Source organism: Streptomyces sp. NPDC002643 (assembly GCF_053592555.1).
The window spans coordinates 1-1,922 of record NZ_JBSFVY010000082.1 but is presented as its reverse complement, the minus strand read 5'-3'; the positions used below and the strand labels follow the sequence as shown (position 1 = coordinate 1,922).

1 protein-coding gene is annotated in these 1,922 nt (G+C 49.4%); it reads right to left on the bottom strand.

The window, feature by feature from the left end:
• Positions 1-352 precede the first annotated feature (352 nt).
• Positions 353-799 carry a Pycsar system effector family protein gene (locus ACWD4G_RS45585; protein ID WP_451304654.1) on the bottom strand — a complete coding sequence of 149 codons (447 nt, stop codon included), beginning with the start codon at positions 797-799 and terminating at the stop codon, positions 353-355.
• Positions 800-1,922: the final 1,123 nt, after the last annotated feature.

The following is a 1,922-nucleotide window of genomic DNA, read 5'->3' as shown; positions in this document are numbered from 1 at the left end:
GCGCCGTCCAGTCGGGCCGCCTCCTCGATGCTCGGCGGGATCGAGCGGAAGAACGTGCCCCCATTGCTCCCGCAATTCCGTTTTTGATTCCATCTTAAATTCCGTTCCAAATTCGCGCGAGAATTCGCGCATGAATTTAGCATTTGTTTATCTCTAATTTTTGGCATGAAAAAATCCCCGAATTCCATGAGGAATTCGGGGATTAATTCGTACGACTTCAGAAGCGCTCTGCACGCCTCTTTAATTCTTGTGTTCCGCCTTCATCGAAGCGAATTTACTCTGCTTCGAGCATACAGCATAGGTGACGGTTCCGCTACAGTTTCCCGTTTCCTACTTCGGACAGATACAACGGTTAAAGTGACGTTGCAATCGTCAGAAGTAGTGCGATTACTGCGCCGAGTGATGTGTCTATTGCCTTTTGCAATAGACTCATCTTCCGGAATGCAATCCGTGACAGAATCAGAATTCGTTCTGTCTTTGCTGGTGTGTTAGTTAGCGACTCGTCTACCGCTTCGCCGTTTTCGAGTTTCGCCCAATGCACAAACGATTGTTTGTCCCCACCGTTTAACCTTGGTCGAATGACACTGAGAGCTAAAGAGGCAGAAATTACGATGAGTAATCCGGTTATGACTGCAAGAATAGTCCCGAATGTACTCACGTCATTACTGTTGCCCATTAGCGATGCTCCGGCAACCAATAGACCGTCAAATGTGAGGACCGATGCCGCTTTACTATCTGCCTTGACGATCTGCGCTTCGGTGTCGGCTACGGCATCTGCTAGCCGTTCTTCTGTTGCCATTACGCTTCGTTCTCCGATGCAACGATGTCACTTCGGACGCGTACTTGGACGCTCTTTCCGTCAGATGTTCCGTAGGTTACGGTCGACGTACCGTCCTGATTGACTTCTGACGTGAGATACGTATAGCCTGCCGCGTTCATTTTCTCGTCTAGTACGGCTTCGTTGTGCTTACGTGTCGGGGTGCTGCTTTCCATCGTGTTCCCTCCCACATTTCCACGCATTGAATAGCCATCCACGAAAGTACAGTCTTGCGTCAAGCCATGCCATGGCTTCCCAGTCGGTTACGTCTTCCATTCCAAAGTGTTCGTACGCTTTGGTTTGTACGTCGTGAAAGCAGACCGGGCCGCTAGGCCATGGCATCCGACTTATTGCGATGTCTGCCGCTCGTGAGATTCGCTTTGCTCTCTCACTTAGTTTCTTCATCGATTCGAAAGGGCTTTCCGTGCCTCTCCTGAATCTTGAATAGTGCATTCTGACTCGCTACCAGAACGCACGAAATTACGGCAAGTGAGAACATTACATCGACGTAGACCGGATACCTTCCGCCACCAAAGAACAGAAGTAATCCGACGACTATTACGGCCGTAATCCACGGAAGCATTCGCCAATACTTCCCGCAGAAGAGGCACGTACACTTGGGTACGATTCGGTATCCGTCCATGCTCACCCTTCGGTTTTGACTTCCTCTTCCTTACTTTCCGCCATTGCATGAGCCTATGAGAACACCTATCACGATGACTGCTAGCAAACCGCGCCATCCGAGTATTCGAAGCAACGACCACATGCCAGACTCCTTACCAGTGTCGCATTTTCCGGATGAACCGTCGTACTTCGATTTCGCACTTTACTTGTGTTCCTGCGTATACTCCGACGATTATTGACGTTGAAATGCCAAAGGTTAGCCACACTCCTATGAGTTGACTTCCTATGAGGACTCCGCCTGTAAGAAGTAGCAACCCTAGGGTTATGGCTAACCTTTGTGTTTCGTCGTGCATTCAACCCCCGTTGCAGACGACTATCTGTCTAGTTCACGCAACTGGAAAGTCACAGTCATATCGTACCTGTGATCTCCGCACGTAAACCATCCTATTCCGTCGTACTTTTCTACTTCTTCATGGAAGAA

Excerpts from the sequence above, each read along its gene's own strand:
- ACWD4G_RS45585 (WP_451304654.1), bottom strand. The coding sequence starts at position 799 with ATGGCAACAGAAGAACGGCTAGCAGATGCCGTAGCCGACACCGAAGCG.